12 protein-coding genes are annotated in these 15,721 nt (G+C 72.2%); 7 read left to right on the top strand and 5 right to left on the bottom strand.

Features of this window, described 5'->3' with window-relative positions; genetic code table 11:
* Positions 1–355: 355 nt before the first annotated feature.
* The 6 genes from C6376_RS08810 to C6376_RS08785 all read left to right on the top strand — a co-directional run bounded on the left by C6376_RS08810 (position 356) and on the right by C6376_RS08785 (position 8,990).
* The gene (locus C6376_RS08810) at positions 356–1,321 is read left to right on the top strand and encodes a DUF2797 domain-containing protein (protein ID WP_107442911.1); all 966 of its coding nucleotides are present in this window, start codon (positions 356–358) and stop codon (positions 1,319–1,321) included.
* 384 nt (positions 1,322–1,705) lie between these two features.
* Positions 1,706–2,443 (top strand): response regulator transcription factor, encoded by a 738-nt coding sequence (locus C6376_RS08805; RefSeq protein WP_173985605.1) that lies wholly within the window; start codon positions 1,706–1,708, stop codon positions 2,441–2,443.
* Positions 2,443–4,068, top strand: coding sequence for a HAMP domain-containing sensor histidine kinase (locus C6376_RS08800; RefSeq protein ID WP_107442909.1), 1,626 nt, complete (start codon positions 2,443–2,445; stop codon positions 4,066–4,068). Before C6376_RS08805 ends, C6376_RS08800 begins: the two co-directional genes overlap by 1 nt.
* Before the next feature lie 14 nt (positions 4,069–4,082).
* Positions 4,083–5,684, top strand: a complete 1,602-nt coding sequence (locus C6376_RS08795; RefSeq protein ID WP_107442908.1) for a bifunctional glycosyltransferase family 2/GtrA family protein — start codon at positions 4,083–4,085, stop codon at positions 5,682–5,684.
* On the top strand, positions 5,681–7,927 hold the full coding sequence (locus tag C6376_RS08790; protein WP_107442907.1) for a glycosyltransferase family 39 protein: 2,247 nt from the start codon (positions 5,681–5,683) through the stop codon (positions 7,925–7,927). The genes C6376_RS08795 and C6376_RS08790 overlap by 4 nt, the downstream gene beginning before the upstream one ends.
* 292 nt (positions 7,928–8,219) lie before the next feature.
* Positions 8,220–8,990: a TetR/AcrR family transcriptional regulator gene (locus tag C6376_RS08785; protein WP_173985604.1), complete on the top strand. Its 771-nt coding sequence runs from the start codon at positions 8,220–8,222 to the stop codon at positions 8,988–8,990.
* A 205-nt stretch (positions 8,991–9,195) separates the two neighbouring features.
* Here the strand turns inward: C6376_RS08785 and C6376_RS08775 are convergent, their stop codons facing one another.
* From C6376_RS08775 to C6376_RS08760, 4 genes are all read right to left on the bottom strand, one after another.
* A complete protein-coding gene (locus C6376_RS08775; RefSeq protein ID WP_107442906.1) occupies positions 9,196–9,672 on the bottom strand; it encodes a PPOX class F420-dependent oxidoreductase in 477 nt (158 codons plus the stop codon).
* Between the two features lie 271 nt (positions 9,673–9,943).
* Complete coding sequence (locus C6376_RS08770; RefSeq protein WP_107442905.1) at positions 9,944–10,771, bottom strand: YceI family protein; 828 nt, start codon at positions 10,769–10,771, stop codon at positions 9,944–9,946.
* A 267-nt stretch (positions 10,772–11,038) separates the two neighbouring features.
* The gene (locus C6376_RS08765; RefSeq protein WP_107442904.1) at positions 11,039–13,645 is read right to left on the bottom strand and encodes an MFS transporter; all 2,607 of its coding nucleotides are present in this window, start codon (positions 13,643–13,645) and stop codon (positions 11,039–11,041) included.
* 13 nt (positions 13,646–13,658) lie between these two features.
* Positions 13,659–14,228: a MarR family winged helix-turn-helix transcriptional regulator gene (locus C6376_RS08760; protein ID WP_107442903.1), complete on the bottom strand. Its 570-nt coding sequence runs from the start codon at positions 14,226–14,228 to the stop codon at positions 13,659–13,661.
* A 264-nt stretch (positions 14,229–14,492) separates the two neighbouring features.
* Between C6376_RS08760 and C6376_RS08755 the strand changes: the two genes are divergently transcribed.
* Positions 14,493–14,690 (top strand): hypothetical protein, encoded by a 198-nt coding sequence (locus C6376_RS08755; protein WP_107442902.1) that lies wholly within the window; start codon positions 14,493–14,495, stop codon positions 14,688–14,690.
* A 236-nt stretch (positions 14,691–14,926) separates the two neighbouring features.
* Here the strand turns inward: C6376_RS08755 and C6376_RS08750 are convergent, their stop codons facing one another.
* Positions 14,927–15,718: a hypothetical protein gene (locus tag C6376_RS08750; RefSeq protein WP_107442901.1), complete on the bottom strand. Its 792-nt coding sequence runs from the start codon at positions 15,716–15,718 to the stop codon at positions 14,927–14,929.
* Between the last annotated feature and the right edge of the window lie 3 nt (positions 15,719–15,721).

Here is a 15,721-nt window from a genome sequence, read left to right as displayed (position 1 = left end):
CTTGTCCGTCCGTCCCCTCCGCAGGTTACTCAAGAAAATGACTAATCGCATCCATGAGTACGGAGAGGGATGGATGTGGAGGTGGATGCGGAGGGCGAAGAGGGCGTTCAGGCGGACGTGGTGCGGCTCGTAGAGGGCGTAGGCCCTGGCCACCGCCGAGGGTGCGGCGCCATGCGGACCCGGCGGCGGTCCTGGGGAGCGGCGCGGCGGGTGACGTAGCCGGCGCCGGCGGTTGAGGATGCCGGTCATCCGTGGGCCCGGGAGGGTCATCCGCGGTGTGCCGGGTGCCGGCTCGCCGGGTGTGGGCGCACCGCCGTCACCGCGTTGTCGGTGCCGGGGCCTACCGTTGCGGGTGATGGCACAGGCATGGAGGTGCGCGGGGCTGCGGTGGTCGCCGGCGGAGGGCCCCGCGCTGATCTGGGACGGGGCCCGTCCCAGCCCGCTGACCTGGGGCAAGCGGGTCTCGTTCGGCGTGGTGGCGGGCGGTGTGCGGCAGTGTGTCGGGGCTCGGGGGCATCCGTGTCCGATGCGGGCGGCCGTGCCGGGGAGGAGCACGGGGGCCCGGTGCGAGGAGTGCGCGCGGCTGGACCGGGCGCACTCCGTCGCGGCGGACGGGATCGCCGACGACCCGCGCCCCTACCGGGTGTACCTCGCATGGTTCGGGCCCGGGCTCGTCAAGGTGGGGATCACGGCGGCGGAGCGGGGGCCGGTGCGGCTGCTGGAACAGGGCGCGGTCTGCTTCAGTTGGCTGGGCGTCGGGCCGTTGATGGCCGCCCGGCGCACCGAGGAACTGCTGCGGGCCGCGGTGCGCGTGCCCGACCGGGTCCCGTACGCCGTCAAGCGGGCGGTGCGGTCCACGCTGCCGACGGGGGAGGAGGAACGGGCGGGTGAGCTGCGCGAGGTGTACGGCCGGGCCGTCCGACTGGGCGACTGGCCGGAGTCGTTGGAGCGCACGCCGTTCCAACCGGTCGATCATGTAAGGGCCTTCGGGCTCGCCGGGGCTCCGGCCGCGCACGGCGAGGTGAGCGAGCTCGTGCCCGGCGGCTCCGTGAGCGGCGAGCTGGTGGCGGCCGCGGGCCCCGACCTGCATCTGGCCGTCGGCCCGCCCTCGATCGCCGCACTCTCTTCGATCGCCGCTCCGCCTTCGGCTGCCGCTCCGTCTTCGGCCGTCGGCCCGCGTCCGGTCGGCCGGGGCGGGGTGATCGTGCTCGACACACGGTTGCTGCGGGGGTGGCGGCTGGTTCCTGCGGGAGACGGCGAAGTGAGCTTCCCGGTGCGGCAGTTCAAAGTGGCGGAGCATCGCCAGGACGGCTTGTTCTGACGAAGTGGCGGAGCATCGCCAGGACGGCTTGTTCTGACGGAGTGGCGGTGCCGTAGGGCGGCTTGTTCCGACGGAGGGGTGAGCTCGTCCGTCCGGCCCCCGTTCCCTGCCCCGAACCCGCGTGTTCCTGTGCGTCGCCAAGGTGGAGCACAGCCGGGCTTCCCGTCGGCGGCCCGCGGGATCGTCGGGGAAGGGGCCCTCGACGTCGCGCCACGAGGCCGCGCTCACCAGGGCATTCACGGGCGGTCCGCCCCGCACGGCAAGAGCGGGTGAGAGCGGAGCAAGCGCTTCCCAGGTGTTGCCTGAGAGGCGCCTGTGCGTTTCTCAGGGAAATCACAGACGAGTGAAAGAGTGCTCTCAGCGGGCCCCGAGAGGGTGTTCACCATGACCACGACCTCGCCCCAGGGGCGCACCGAACTGCTGAGGCCGGACGGGAGCCCCGTCCGCGTGCTGGTGGTGGACGACGAGCTGTCGATCACCGAGCTGCTGTCCATGGCCCTGCGTTATGAGGGATGGCAGATCCGGAGCGCCGGTGACGGCACCGGCGCGCTTCAGACCGCCCGTGAGTTCCGGCCCGACGCCGTCGTCCTCGACATGATGCTGCCGGACATGGACGGACTGACGGTCCTGGGGCGGCTGCGGCGTGAGCTGCCGGACGTTCCGGTGCTGTTCCTCACGGCCAAGGACGCAGTCGAGGACCGGATCGCCGGGCTCACCGCCGGTGGCGACGACTACGTCACCAAGCCGTTCAGCCTCGAGGAGGTCGTGGCCCGGCTGCGGGGGCTCATCCGGCGCTCCGGCGCCGCCGACCGGCGATCGGACTCCATGCTGGTGGTCGGGGACCTGATCCTCGACGAGGACAGCCACGAGGTCTCCCGGGGCGGCGCCAACATCCATCTCACCGCCACCGAGTTCGAGCTGCTGCGCTTCCTGATGCGCAACCCGCGGCGCGTGCTCAGCAAGGCGCAGATCCTGGACCGGGTGTGGTCGTACGACTTCGGCGGTCAGGCCAACGTCGTCGAGCTGTACATCTCCTACCTGCGGCGCAAGATAGACGTCGGCCGTGAGCCGATGATCCACACCCGTCGTGGAGCCGGTTACCTGATCAAGCCCGCCGCGTGATGAACGGGCGACGACGGACGCGTCCGCAGAAGAGACGAGCGGGAAAGCCGCGCACCCTGCGGACCCGGCTCGTCGTCGTGTCCGTGACCCTGATCGCCGTCGTCTGCGCGGTGATCGGCACGGTGACCACTCTGGTACTGCGGGACCATCTCTACGACCAGCTCAACGAGCGACTGGGTGAGGTCGCGGCGCGTGCGGCACCCCGCGGCGGCTTCCCCGGGCCGCCCGGCCCGGCGAAGACCAACGCCACCGCGCTCAGCCGGCCGCAGACCGATAAACAGCCGATCGAGCTCGGTAAGTTGGTCGAGGGCCCCCAGTCGGACAGAACCATCGCGGCCAGGGTCGTGAACGGCACCATCACCGAGGCCGCGCGCGGCGTGAAGTCGCAGGACGACTTCTCGATGAGCCACAAGAAGCTCACGAAAGCCCAGAGCACGGTGCTCGGCTCCGTCTCCCGGGACGAGGAGACGCACACCGTGACGATCCCCGGACTGGGCGACTACCTCGTCAAATACGCCGACAACGACACCTCCGCCTACTACGTGGCCATCCCCACGGCCGACGTCGACAAGACCATCAACACCCTGATCATGGTCGAGATCAGCCTCACCGTCGCCGGTCTCCTCGCGGCCGGTCTCGCGGGCACCGTCATGGTCGGCGTCGCCACCCGGCCCCTGCGCAAGGTCGCCGCCACCGCCACCCGCGTCTCCGAACTCCCGCTGCACACCGGCGAGGTGAACCTCAGTGAGCGGGTGGCGGAGTCCCAGACCGATCCGCACACCGAGGTCGGGCAGGTCGGCGCGGCCCTCAACCGGATGCTGGACCACGTCCACGGCGCGCTGCACGCCCGCCAGGAGAGCGAGATGCGGGTCCGGCAGTTCGTCGCGGACGCCAGTCACGAACTACGGACGCCCCTCGCCTCCATCCGCGGCTACGCCGAACTCACCCGGCGCGGACGCGAGGAGGTCGGGCCCGACACCAGGCACGCGCTCGGCCGCATCGAGTCCGAGGCCGGCCGGATGACCTTCCTCGTCGAGGACCTGCTGCTGCTCGCCCGGCTCGACGCCGGCCGCCCCCTGCGGTTCGAGCAGACCGATCTCGTCCCCCTGGTCATCGACACCGTCAGCGACGCCCGCGCCGCCGGCACCGAGCACGTCTGGCGCCTCGAACTCCCCGACGAGCCCGCCCTGGTCTCCGCCGACTCGGCGCGGCTGCAGCAGGTCCTCGTCAACCTGCTCGCCAACGCCCGGACGCACACCCCGCCCGGCACCACCGTCACCGCGCGCGTGCAGCGCCGCGGGCCGTGGCTGTGCGTGGACGTCCAGGACGACGGGCAGGGCGTTCCGCCGGACCTGCTGCCGCACGTCTTCGAACGGTTCGCGCGCGGCGACTCCTCGCGCTCCCGCGCGTCCGGCTCGACCGGCCTCGGCCTCGCCATCGTGCAGGCCGTCGCGACCGCGCACGGCGGCGCCGTGACCGTCGACAGCGTTCCCGGACAGACCGTGTTCACCGTGCACCTGCCCGCGCTCGGGCCGGCCCTACCCCGGCCCGCCCCCGAAACGAACTGGCAACCGGACTCACAGGTCGGGCACAGTGCCACCACATGGGTGCAACAGGGCGCCTGACGAGAGTCGACGTCATGCGAACCGACTCTTCTCCCGGCACGCTGCCGGCGCGGGAGCACCTCCCGGCCGCCACAGCCGGTACGCCTGTCCTGGACGTAGTGATCCCCGTCTTCAACGAGGAGAAGGACCTCCAGCCCTGCGTCCAGAGACTGCACGAGCACCTGACGCGTACGTTCCCCTACTCCTTCCGCATCACGATCGCGGACAACGCGTCGACCGACACGACCCCCTCGGTGGCGCGCCGGCTGGCGGCGCGGATCCCGGAGGTGCGGAACTTCCGGCTCGAGCAGAAGGGCCGCGGCCGGGCCCTGCGGACCGTCTGGTCCGCCTCGGACGCCCCGATCCTCGCCTACATGGACGTGGACCTGTCCACCGACCTCAACGCGCTGCTGCCGCTGGTGGCGCCGCTGATCTCCGGTCACTCCGACCTGGCGATCGGCTCCCGGCTGGCCCACGACTCCCGTGTGGTGCGCGGGCCGAAGCGGGAGTTCATCAGCCGCGCCTACAACCTGATCCTGCGCGGTTCGCTGCAGGCCCGCTTCTCGGACGCGCAGTGCGGGTTCAAGGCGATCCGGCGTGACGTCGCACGGATCCTGCTCCCCCTGGTGGAAGACACCGGCTGGTTCTTCGACACCGAGATGCTGGTGCTCGCCGAGCGCGCCGGTCTCCGAATCCACGAGGTGCCGGTCGACTGGGTCGACGACCCGGACTCCACGGTGCACATCGTGAAGACGGCGACCGACGACCTGAAAGGGGTGTGGCGCGTGGGCAAGGCCCTGGCCTCCGGTTCGCTGTCCCTCGACCGGCTCCGCCGTCCGTTCGGCGACGACCCGCGCGACCGCGAGATCCAGGACGTGCCGGGGGGCCTGGCCCGTCAGCTGGTCGGGTTCTGCGTCGTCGGTGGTCTGTCCACGCTCTTCTACCTCGTTCTCTACAGCGGTTTCCGCCAGTTCGGCGGCTCGCAGATCGCCAACGCGCTCGCCCTCCTGGTCTCGACGGTCGCCAACACCGCGGCCAACCGGCGCCTCACCTTCGGGGTGCGGGGGCGCGGCGGGGCCGTCAAGCACCAGGCGCAGGGCCTGGTCGTCCTCGGCATCGGCCTGGCGTTGACCAGCGGCTCGCTCGTCGCGCTGAACGCGGCGACCTCCGACCCCGCGCACTCCACCGAGCTGGCGGTCCTCGTCGCCGCCAACCTCGCGGCGACGGTGCTGCGCTTCCTGCTCTTCCGCGTGTGGATGTTCTCCGACCGGCGCGACGGCGAGGACTCGGCGACGACGACCGGGGCCGCCGCTGCCTCAGCCCCCGCGGGGGCCCCCGCCGCTCCCGCGGGACCGTCCGTGGCGACGTATCCGACCTCGGACGGAGCCCCGGCGACGTACCCGACGACCACGCCCACGACGTACGGGACGATCACGTCCTCGCAGGCCGGCGGTCCCTTCGGGCCGCTGCCCCAGCGCTCGGGCCCGCCGCAGCGGCCGGTCGCCCGTCCGCACGGTACCGCCCGTACCACGACCCACCTCCGCGCCGGCGAAGCCGCGGACGCCACCTGGAGGGACGCCACCCTGCGGATGCAGCCGGTGCTCCCCCACGACTCCGAACCGGGGGACACCCGATGACCACCCACCTCGACCAGCCGACGGCCGCCTGGGGCGCGCCGCCGGACAACTCCCCGGCGTCCGCGCGCGAAACCGTCGTCCCTGCCCCCGGTTCGGGTGAACCGAAGCAGCCCCTGCACCGCAGACTGTGGCGAGGCCGCCTCGAGGACCCGCGCTGGGCCCGCCCGGCGTTCCTCGGTCTGCTGGCCGCCACGCTCCTCCTCTACCTCTACGACCTGAGCGCCTCGGGCTATGCCAACTCCTTCTACTCGGCGGCCGTCCAGGCCGGCAGTCAGAGCTGGAAGGCCATGTTCTTCGGCTCGCTGGACGCGGGCAACGCCATCACCGTCGACAAGCCCCCTGCCTCTCTGTGGCCGATGGCGCTGTCGGTGCGGATCTTCGGCCTGAACTCGTGGGCGATCCTCGCGCCGGAGGTGCTGATGGGCGTCGGCACGGTCGCCGTCGTGTACGCCTCGGTGCGCCGCCGGTTCAGCCCCGCGGCCGGTCTGATCGCCGGCGCGGTACTGGCTCTGACCCCCGTCGCCGCGCTGATGTTCCGGTTCAACAACCCGGACGCGATGCTGGCCCTCCTGATGGCCGTGGCCTGCTACTTCACGGCCCGCGCGGTCGAGGACGGCCGGACGAAGTGGCTGGTGTGGGCCGGGGTCGCGATCGGCTTCGCGTTCCTCGCCAAGACCCTGCAGGCGTTCCTGATCCTGCCGCCGCTCGCGCTCGTCCACGCGGTCTGCGCGCCGGTGCCGGTGAAGAAGCGGCTGGGTCAACTGGCCGTCGCCACGGGCGCGGTGATCGTGTCCGGCGGCTGGTGGGTCGCGATCGTCGAGCTGTGGCCGGCCTCCTCCCGCCCGTACATCGGCGGCTCGCAGAACAACTCCTTCCTGGAGCTGACCTTCGGCTACAACGGTCTCGGCCGCCTCAACGGCGAGGAGACCGGCAGCGTCGGCGGCGGCGGTGGCGGCGGGAACACCGGCCAGTGGGGCGAGACCGGCTGGGACCGGATGTTCAACTCCGAGATCGGCGGCCAGATCTCCTGGCTGCTGCCGGCCGCGCTGGTCCTGCTCGCAGGCGGTCTGGTGGCCACCCGGAAGCTGCGACGGACGTCGGCGACCCGGGGCCTGTTCCTGGTCTGGGGCGGCTCCCTGCTGATCACCATGGCCGTCTTCAGTTACATGGCGGGCATCTTCCACCAGTACTACACGGTGGCCCTCGCCCCCTACACGGCGGCCGTGATCGGCATGGGCGCCGGCGTCCTGTGGGAGAAACGGTCCGAGATCTGGGCCTCGCTCACCCTCGCGGCCTCGGTCGTGGCGGCGGCCGCCTGGAGCTACGTCCTGCTCAACCGCACCCCCGACTACCTGCCCTGGCTGAAGTGGCCGGTGCTGCTCGGCGGGCTGACCGCCGCGCTCGGCCTGGTCTTCGCGGGCCGGATCAACCGGCGACTCGCACTGGCGGCGGCCTCCGTCGGCCTCGTGGCCGCGCTGGCCGGTCCGACGGCGTACACCCTCAGCACGCTGCAGGAGGGCCACACCGGCTCCATCGTCACCGCCGGTCCGGCCGGCGCGAGCATGATGGGCGGCGGTCCGGGCGGCGGCGGTGGCCGGGGCGGCTTCGGCGGGAACGGAGGCGGTCCCGGCGGCCAGAGCCCGCAGAACGGCAACGGCACCACGCAGAACCAGGGCCGGAACCAGGGCCAGAACCAGCAGGGCGGCGGCACGACCGGCTTCCCCGGTGGCGGCATGCCGGGCCAGAACGGGCAGAACGGCAACGGCAGCACCCAGGGCCAGGGCCAGAACCAGCAGGGCGGCATGCCCGGCGGGCAGACCGGTGACGGCGGCCGCATGGGCGGCGGCGGTGGCGTCGGTGGCCTGCTGAACGGCGCGAGCGTCTCCGCCGAGGCCGAGAAGCTGCTGGGGACCGACTCGGGGAAGTACAGGTGGGCCGCAGCGGCGACCGGCGCCCAGAACGCCGCGAGCTACCAGCTCGCCACGGGTGACGCGGTGATGGCGATCGGCGGCTTCAACGGCACCGACCCGTCCCCGACGCTGGCGCAGTTCAAGCAGTACGTGGCCGACGGCGAGATCCACTACTTCATCAGCAGCGGTTCCGGCGGCGGTATGGGCGGAGGCATGGGCGGCAGCGGCAGCGGCACGTCCTCGCAGATCACGTCCTGGGTCGAGGCCAACTTCAAGAAGGTGACGGTCGGTTCGTCCACGTTCTACGACCTGACCCGGAAGGCGAGCAGCTGACGAGAGTCCCGTGGACGGAGGCCGAAGCCGACCCGGGAACGACCTGAGGGCGACCTGAGGACGACCTGAGGACAGGACGACGGGCTCGAGGAAGCGGGTTTGCGGCCGGCTCGAGGAAGCGGGTTTGCGGAGACAGGGCGGTGGCTCGGTGCCCCCGCCCTGTCTCCGTCTCCGTCTCCGTCTCCGTCTCCCGGGACGGTGACCGCGGACCGGTGGGGCCGACCCGCCGCGGAACGCCGGCCGCCGCTTAGCATCGTCGTCAGTGACCGGGAGTTCAGGAAGGTGCCGCGCGATGGCCGAGACCGTCAAGGATCCCGCCGCACACACCAGCGTGTGGCTGGGAGGCAGGGCGCGTCGCCGCGGTCGCGGCGGGGGCCAGCCCTCCGGGCTCGACCGGGACCGGATCACCGAGGCCGCCGTGCGGCTGCTGGACGCCGAGGGGCTGGCCGGGTTCTCGATGCGGCGGCTGGCGGCAGACCTGAACGTGACGGCGATGTCCGTCTACTGGTACGTCGACACCAAGGACGACCTTCTCGAACTCGCCCTGGACGCAGCCTTCGGCGAGCTGGCGGAGCTGCTGCCCGATCCGTCCGACGAGGACGCGGACTGGCGCGACCAGCTGCGCGCGCTCGCCCGGGCCTACCGCGACCTGCTGGTCCGGCATCCCTGGCTTTCACCGCTGGCCGGCACTTTTCTCAACGTCGGCCCCGAGCACCTCGCCTTCTCCCGCGTCGTGCAGCGCGTCGTCCGCCGCACCGGGATCCCGACGCGCGGCCTCGGGGCGGCCGTCGCCGCCGTCTTCCAGTTCGTGTACGGCTTCGGCACCGTCGAGGGCCACTTCCTCGCCCGCTGCACCGCCGTCGGCATGACGCCGGACGACTGCTTCCGCCGCGCGATGAGCGAGGTCAGCCAGGTCCCGCCGACCGCCGACGTGGTCAAGGAGGCCGGAGACATCATGGCGGCGCGTGGCGGGGACACGGTGGAGGAGATGTGGGAGCGCGACTTCGCATTCGCCCTGGACCTGCTGATCGCGGGTATCGAGGCGATGGCCGAGCGCGGCTGACAGACCGCACCCGGCGGCGCCCCGCGCTCCGCCGCTGTCCGGTTCACTCGTCCCGGTGGTCCCGGTGGTCCCGGTGGTCCCGGTGGTCCCGGTGGTCCCGGTGGTCCCGGTGGTCCCGGTGGTCCCGGTGGTCCCGGTGGTCCCGGTGGTCCCGGTGGTCCCGGTGGTCCCGGTGGTCCCGATGGTCGGGGTCCTCCTGGTCGTCCTACTCGTCGGCGCCGGTGACCAGGCGCGCCGGGAAGCCGCCGGTGGCCACCGGGCCCCACCGCTCCGGAGTGATCCTGATGATCGACTTGCCCTGCTTCCGCATGGCCTGGCGGTACTCGTCCCAGTCGGGGTGCTCGCCGGCGATGTTGCGGTAGTACTCCACGAGCGGTTCGACGGAGTCGGGGGCGTCGACCACCTCGGCGACGCCGTCGATCTGGACCCACGGCCCGTTCCAGTCGTCGCTGAGCACGAGGACGCCGACGCGCGTGTCCCGCTTGGCGTTGCGCGTCTTGGCCCGCTCGGGGTACGTGGAGACGACGATGCGCCCCGAATCGTCGACCCCGCAGGTCAGCGGCGAAGCCTGAGGGCTGCCGTCGGCACGCCGGGTCAGCAGGATCGCCCGGTGGCGTGGGCGGACGAAGTCCAGCAGCTCGTCCAGGGAGACCTTGGTGTTCGTCGCGATGTTCGGTGCCATGCCCTCAGCCTAGGCCGAGGGGCGCCCCGCCCGGCTGACCCTGATGTGCCTACGTCTGTGGCGGACCGTCGCCCGGCGCGTGGCCGCCACGACGCGCCTGTGGTTGTCGCCGTGCCTACGGCCGTCGTCCTGCGTGTGACCGTGGCCGTCCTGCGGCCGTCGTCGTTCCGCCTCCACCCGTCGTCGCCCTGCCTGGCCCGTCGCAGTGCCTCGGGCTGCGGCAGCGCGTCCTTCTCGCTGTGCCTTGGGCTGCGGCAGTGCGTCCCTCTCGCTATGCCTCGGTATGCGGCAGCGCGTCCCCCTGAACCGTCTGGATGTCCAGCTCCACCTTCAGCGTCGCCCCGATGGCCGCGATGCCGGCCTGGACGACCTGGTTGTAGTTCATGGCGAAGTCCTCGCGCCTTAGCTGCGCGGTCGCCCGGAAGGCGGCCCGGGTGCCGCCCCACGGGTCGGAGCCCGTGCCGAGGTAGGCGAGGTCGAGGTCCACGGGGCGGGCGACGCCGCGCATGGTCAGCTCGCCGTGGACCGTCCAGCGGTCGGGGCCGGCCGGGGTCAGTCCGTCCGAGCGGTAGCCGATCTCCGGGTATCGCTCTACGTCGAGGAAGTCCGCCGAGCGTAGATGGGCGTCGCGCACGGCGTTGCCGGTGTCGATGGAGGCCGCCCGGATCACCGCCTCCACCCGGGACTTCGTGACGTCGTCCGGGGCGACCTCGACGGCTGCCGCAAACTCCGTGAACCTGCCGTGCACGCTGGAGATGCCCAGATGCTGGGCGACCGCGCCGACGGCGGAGTGCGCCGGGTCGACGGTCCAGGGGCCGGGCGGGGGCAGCTCCGACCCGCCCTGCCGGGCCAGGGTCACGGTCCCGACCTCCGCCCGTCCGCTCGCCGTGACGATCGCGCTGGAGGCCACGGGCGCATACCCGACGGCGGTGACGATCACCGTGTAGGCCCCGGGGGCGAGTTCGGTCGCGTCCCGCACCGCCCCTTCCGCGTCCGCCTCGGCACGCAGCACCTGGCCGCCCGTCATGTCGGTCATCGTGACGACCGCGTGCGACACGGCCCACCCGTCCCGCGTGCGGATCTTCGCGGTCAGTCCCATCTCACGTACTCCTCGACTGGAACCGGCCCGGTGCGGAGGCGTACCCCCCGCACCGGGCCGGAGCGATATCTGCGACAAGTGGCCGACCGGCCTCGACCGGCCTCGACCGGCCTCGACCGGCCTCGACCGGCCTCGACCGGCCTCGACCGGCGGTCCTGCAGCCGGCGGCTGATGGCCGCTGACCGGCTGCAGGCCGACTGCCTGCCGGGTGCCTGGCGACTGCCTGCCCGGCACCCGCCCGCGTCCGGCGAGCGTCCCGGCCCGCGACTACTCGCCGGGGTGGGCGAGTTCGATGTCGTGGCCGTCCACGCCGGTTCCCGTGACGGTCAGCGCGGTGGCCACCGGCGGGTAGCCGGTCGCGATGACCGTGTACTCGCCGCCGTCGAGGTCGGCGAAGGCGTAGGCCCCGTCGACGCCGGTGGTGGCGGTGCCGACGACGTTGCCCGCCGCGTCCACGAGCGTCACGCGCGCGTCGGCCAGCGGCCCGTGCGGCGCCCGGACGACGCCGTGGACCTGGGCGCCCGCGTCGAGGACGATCTCCGCGCGGGTCACGCCCGTGACGCCGATCTCGACGGGCAGGGCGCGCGGCCGGAACCCGGCCGCGTTCACCGCAACGGTCACCGCGCCCGGCACCAGCTCCGCGAAGGAGAACCCGCCCTGCTCACCGGTGGTTCCGGTGGCCAGCAGGTCACCGCGCACATCGGTGACGATCACCATGGCGTCCTTGACGCCCTCGCCCGACTCGGCGGCCCGCACCACACCGCTGAGCCCGCTGGTCCCGCTGAGCAGGATGTCGTACGCCACGGGCTCCGCGCCGTTCACCACGATCGTGGAGGCCTGGGGCTGGAAGCCGTCCGCGGAGGCGATCAGCACGTACGAACCCGTGCCCGGCGCGTCCACCGCGTAGGACCCGTCGGTCTGCGCGACCGCCCGGCCGAGCTGCCGTCCGGTCAGCGAGATCAGGGTGACGGCGGCCTGCGGGACGGGTGCGTTCTCGGCGCCGCGGACGAAGCCGTGCACGGGGACGCCGTTCGAGGGTGCCTCCCGGGACTCGGCGGTGGCGAGGGCGGAGGACCGCCGCGCACCCTGCGGACCGGCCTCCCGGCCGGGTTCGCCGGCCGGCCCGGCGACCGCCCAGCCGGGGACGTGCTCCCCGCCGACGGCCGTGCCCGCATCCGTACCCGTACCCGTGCCCGCATCCGTGCCCGTGCCCGTATCCGTGCCCGTGGCCTCGGTGGCGACCGGGTTTACCGTGGCGGCCGGGGTGTCGCCCTCCGCCGCCTGCGCCAGCGCGCCCTTGGTCCGCAGTGGGACCTCCTTGATGAACAGGGTGATCAGGAAGGCGAGCAGCGCCAGCACCGAGGCGATCAGGAAGACGTCCGCGATGCCGTGGCCGTACGCGCTCTCCATGACAGTGCGAAGCGGCACGGGCAGCTTGTCCATGTCCGGGATCTGGCTGGAGGAGCCGGAACCGGACGCGAGCGCGGCGTACTTCGGGTCGAGGTCGGCGATGCCGTCCTCGGCGTAGTCGGTGATGCGGTTGGCCATGACGGCGCCGAGCGCCGAGACGCCGATCGCACCGCCGAGCGAACGGAAGAACGTGACCGTGGAGCTGGCCGATCCGAGGTCGGACGGGTCCACCTGGTTCTGCGTCGAGAGCACCAGGTTCTGCATCATCATGCCGATGCCGAGACCCAGCAGCGCCATGAAGACCGCGGTCTTCCAGTAGTCGGTGTCGTAGCGGATCGTGCTCAGCAGGCCGAGGCCCGCGGTGATGAGCACACCGCCGCTGACCAGCCAGGCCTTCCACTTTCCGGTGCGGGTGATGAGCTGCCCGGAGACGGTGGAGGAGACGAACAGACCGCCGATCATCGGGATCGTCATGATGCCGGACATCGTCGGGGACTCGTCCCGGGCCAGCTGGAAGTACTGGGCGAAGAAGACGGTTCCGGAGAACATCGCCACGCCCACGAACATCGAGGCGATCGACGACAGTGTGATGGTGCGGTTGCGGAACAGGCGCAGCGGGATGATCGGCTCGGTGGCCCTGGTCTCGACGAGCACGAACAGCAGCGCGAGCAGGACCGAGCCCGCGATCATCGTGTATGTCTGCCACGAGAGCCAGTCGTACTTGTCCCCGGCGAAGGTGACCCAGACCAGCAGCAGCGAGACCGCGGCCGAGATGAAGAACGCGCCGGCCCAGTCGACCTTCACGTCCCGCTTGACGACCGGCAGGTGCAGCGTCTTCTGCAGCACGACCAGCGCGATGACGGCGAAGGGGACGCCGACGTAGAAGCACCAGCGCCAGCCCAGCCAGGAGGTGTCCGTGATGACGCCGCCGAGCAGCGGACCGCCGACGGTCGCCACGGCGAACGTGGCCCCCAGGTAGCCGGAGTAACGGCCGCGCTCCCGCGGGGAGATCATCGCCGCCATGACGATCTGCGCCAGGGCGGAGAGACCGCCCACGCCGACGCCCTGCACGACACGGCAGGCGATCAGCATGCCCGGGTTCTGCGAGAGCCCGGCGGCCGCCGAGCCCAGCACGTAGATGACCAGCGCGATCTGGACGAGCGCCTTCTTGCTGTACAGGTCGGCGAGCTTGCCCCACAGCGGGGTCGTCGCCGTCATCGACAGCAGGGTGGCGGTCACGACCCAGGTGTAGGCGGACTGTCCGCCGCCGAGGTCACCGATGATCTCGGGGAGGGCGTTGGAGACGATCGTGGACGACAGGATCGCCACGAACATCCCGAGCAACAGCCCGGACAGCGCTTCCATGATCTGCCGGTGGGTCATCGGAGCGTCCGCGGCGGAGCCGTGGGTCCCTCCGCCGTGCTTCGCGTGGGCCCGCACACCGGCTGGTGTGGTCGTTGCCATGAGCTTCCTTCTCCTACGTCGCTTGTGCGGGTGTACGGGTGGTCTCGGATACCTGCATTCGTTCGCCTTCGCGAACGGGAGTCGGGGGTCCGGGAGGCCGGTGCGCCGCGGGCGGCGGCGACTCGGGCGGGGGCGGCGGCCGGTGGGTGACGGTGCGGCAGTCGCCGAAGCTGGTGCGCAGCCGGGTCAGCAGTCCGACGAGCCGGCCGACATCGGCGTCCGTCCAGTCGCCCAGCCGCTCGGCCAGGAGCTCCGTGGTGCGGCGGTGCAGGTCGGCGAGCATCGCCCGGCCCTCGGGCGTGAGATGCAGGATGCGTGAGCGTTTGTCCGCCGGGTCCGGGGAGCGCAGGATCCAGCCCCGCTCGGCCAGATGCGCGGCGTGCCGGCTGGTCACGGACATGTCGACGGCGAGCAGTTCGGACAGGCCGCTCATGCGCATGTCGCCGTGGCGGCCCAGCACCGTCAGCACCGCGGCCGAGCCTGCCGAGCAGTCCTGCGGCAGGATCCGCCCGAGGTCACGCTTCACGGCCCCTACGGCGCTGAGCTGATGCGCCAGCTCCGCGAACTGCGCCTGCTCGGCCATGACACCTCCCGAATTTGTTGCTTAGGGCAACCATAGAGAGATTGGTTGCTACAGGCAAATAAATCGGCCGGGTCGTCCGCCAAAAGTTGGCAAAGACAAGTATTGCGGTGGTAAATCTGCAGGTGGGAGCCTGGGTCGGAAGGAGCGGCCTCCCCGGCCGTCCCTCACCCGCACCGGTCGGACCGGGCCGAACCCGCTGCGGCAAGGCGCTCCACACGACCCCCACTTGGGTCCGACCGCCCGTTTTCGCTAGTGTCTCGGCCCATGGCTAACACCCAGGGCCCCCAGGGCAACCACGACCCCGCCGGCAGCACCCAGATGTTCCGCGCGTTCGTCGACGAGGGCGCTCCCCGGGCCGCCGCGCCGGCTCCCGCGCAGGCCGGCCCCCGTATCGGCCTGATCGTGGGCGTCGTCGCCGCACTGGTGATCGTCGCGGCGGTCGCCTGGCTGGCGCTGAAGTAGCGCGAGCGTCTCCGTGCACCCACGCGACGGGTGCACGGTGCACCCGCCTCCCCCGACTGCCGCGGCGGTCCCGGCGGGCGGGTGCACGGCACGCCGGGCCTGATACCGGGCCACCTTGCACCGGGCCACCTGGCACGTCGGCGAACGGTCCGCCGGGCCCGGCCGGCCCCCGCACCGGTGTCCTGCTCCGGCACCCCGCACCGGCGTCTCGCACCAGCGCTCAAAATTGGGCGCCGTCAGTGCCACTGCACGGTGACGTCCCGGGTCTCGATGTGCATGCCCAGCGGTACGCGCCACGCGTCGACGCACACCCTCCAGGTCTTCTCCTTCCGTGCGCCCGCGCTGATCGGGGTCGGCAGCGGGACCGTCGACTCGCGCGTGGCCCAGTCGATGCCGAGTCCGTCGACGACATGGGTGCCGAACGCGACCGTTCCCGAAACTACCGATCTGCCACCGGAGTTGTGGAAGACGAGGCTTACGTCCTCGCACCACCGCTGCTCCGTGCCCGCGCGGACCGGTTCACTCACGGTGAGGTCGGCTGGTGCGGGGGACGAGGGTCCGGACGGGCCGGTGGGGCCGGGCGAGGACGGGGTCGTGGGCGGATTCGGGGGCGTGCCGTCGGCGGGATCGCCGGCGGTGTTCGAGGCACCCGCCGCCCTGTCTTCCCCGGCGTCGGCGTCGGCACCCGCACCGCTGTCGGCGCCGGGGGCCTGGGTCGGCGTCCCCGGGCGAGGCCCCGAACCCGAAGGTGAACCCGGACCCGGACCCTGGTCCTGGCCCGGTTTCCCGGTGGAGGATCCGTTCTCGCCGTCCAGCGGAACGAGGCGTATTCCGCCCGTCGGCCCTCCGGGGCCGCCCATGCCCGGGCGGACCGAGTCGCCCGCCGAGCCGAGAGCGACGTAGTCGCCACCGCCGCCGTCTCCGCCGCATCCGGCGAGCAGGCCCGCCGCTCCCACCGCGAGAACGGCGGCCGCCGACGCGCCCCAGAGGGCGCCCCGGCGGCCATGTGTCCGTGTCGGACTGCGCATCGC

Source organism: Streptomyces sp. P3 (assembly GCF_003032475.1).
Lineage (GTDB): Bacteria > Actinomycetota > Actinomycetes > Streptomycetales > Streptomycetaceae > Streptomyces.
The sequence above is the reverse complement of the archived record's forward strand: the minus strand, read 5'-3'. Positions and strand labels throughout refer to the sequence as shown.